This is a genomic window from Pontibacter silvestris, from assembly GCF_020907275.1.
GTDB lineage: Bacteria > Bacteroidota > Bacteroidia > Cytophagales > Hymenobacteraceae > Pontibacter > Pontibacter silvestris.
The window spans coordinates 1-1,521 of the sequence record NZ_JAJJWI010000074.1; the positions used below are offsets into that span (position 1 = coordinate 1).

2 protein-coding genes are annotated in these 1,521 nt (G+C 46.2%); one reads left to right on the forward strand and one right to left on the reverse strand.

Annotation, left to right across the window (positions count from 1 at the left end):
• Window positions 1–171: 171 nt before the first annotated feature.
• Window positions 172–528 (reverse strand): winged helix-turn-helix transcriptional regulator, encoded by a 357-nt coding sequence (locus LN995_RS21570; RefSeq protein ID WP_229963166.1) that lies wholly within the window; start codon window positions 526–528, stop codon window positions 172–174.
• A 105-nt stretch (window positions 529–633) separates the two neighbouring features.
• On the opposite strand from LN995_RS21570, the gene LN995_RS21575 reads away from it, so the two are divergent.
• A complete protein-coding gene (locus LN995_RS21575; RefSeq protein ID WP_229963167.1) occupies window positions 634–1,377 on the forward strand; it encodes an SDR family oxidoreductase in 744 nt (247 codons plus the stop codon).
• Window positions 1,378–1,521 lie beyond the last annotated feature (144 nt).

Here is a 1,521-nt window from a genome sequence, read left to right on the forward strand (position 1 = left end):
ATGCTCCGGCACGTGTGCCGAGAGCGAGAAGGAGCTTTATTTCTCGCTTCGGCGCAAATAACGGAGCACTGGCTTCTATAGGCAACTCAAGCAGCATCTAATTCTGGGTTTTCCACAGCGACATCAGGCGTAGCAGATAAGTGTAAGCCTTCAACTCCTGAACGCAGAGACCTACTTTCCCATGATTCTCTTCCGGTGCTCTATTCCCCATTCTGTCAGGTTGTTGATGATGGTCTTTAGCGTTAGCCCGTGCTCGGTGAGCTCATACTGCACGGTTACTGGCTGCGTATCCAGAACCGTACGTGTGACCAACTGGTTTATCTCCAGCTCCTTGAGCTCCTTGCTCAGCATCTTGTTGGAAATGCCGACTACATCATTCAGAATATCGGAGAACCTCCTTTTGTTGTAATAGCAGATCGAGGAGATAATGGCTATCTTCCACTTCCCACTCAGCACGTCCATCGAATCCTGGACGGCCCGCATCTCCTTCTTGTGTTCCTGTTGAAAATCCTTTGCCTGACACACCATAGGTTACTTTGTTACTTCAAGGTTACTGTTACTTTTGGATACAAAGTAACTAAAATAAATCAATTGCTTTAACTTTACCGCCTAAACAAGCAAAAAATAATAGTTATGGATTTTACAAACAAGCACGTCGTCATTACTGGTGGGACCACTGGAATTGGCTTAGCAACAGCAAAAGCATTTATCAATGCAGGAGCAAACGTTTGGATTACGGGTAGAAACGCTGACAACCTCCGAAAGGCAAGCGCCGAGATAAACAACCCCAATTTAAGCACGGTGGTATCGGACACTTCAAAACTTGCAGAAATCGCTGTCTTGGAAAAAGCAGTTGCAGGAAGCGGAAACAAAGTAGATGTCCTTTTCCTCAATGCAGGAATCGCGACATTTGAGCCGATAGAAGAAGTCACCGAGGCTAATTTCGACGCACAATTCAATACTAACGTAAAGGGGCATTTTTTCACATTGCAAAAGCTGCTTCCCCACCTGGCAGATGGAGCGGCAGTGGTGTTCACTTCTTCTACGGTTGCAACAGCCGCTAATCTGGGAGCCAGCGTGTATTCTGCAACGAAAGGAGCATTGAACAAAGTTGCCCAAATTGCAGCAAACGAACTGGCGGAAAGGAAAATTCGCGTAAACATCGTTAGTCCTGGGCCTGTCTTGACGCCTGGTTTAGAAAACGCTGTACCTGTGGAAGCAAGAGAACATTTCGCTGATGGCATACCTCTGCAAAGGCTGGGTGACCCTAGTGAGATCGCAAAAATAGTACTGTTCCTAGCTTCTGACGACGCAAGTTTCATTACAGGAACAGAGATTATAGCAGACGGTGGATACCTTAACTATGCATTAAAGTGAATCTCTGGTATCCTTTTTAAGACCCAGAATGAAGAAAGCGGCATTTGCCGCTTTCTTCATTCTGTCACATCCAGTCTAGTCCTGAAATAGGCTGACAGGCGTTGTCCCATAAAACGGCGGTGGCTGTTGCACAACTATTGATAG

What these genes read in the sequence shown, in the direction of transcription:
- LN995_RS21570 (WP_229963166.1), bottom strand. Translation starts at nt 528, where the DNA reads ATGGTGTGTCAGGCAAAGGATTTTCAACAGGAACACAAGAAGGAGATG.
- LN995_RS21575 (WP_229963167.1), top strand. Translation starts at nt 634, where the DNA reads ATGGATTTTACAAACAAGCACGTCGTCATTACTGGTGGGACCACTGGA.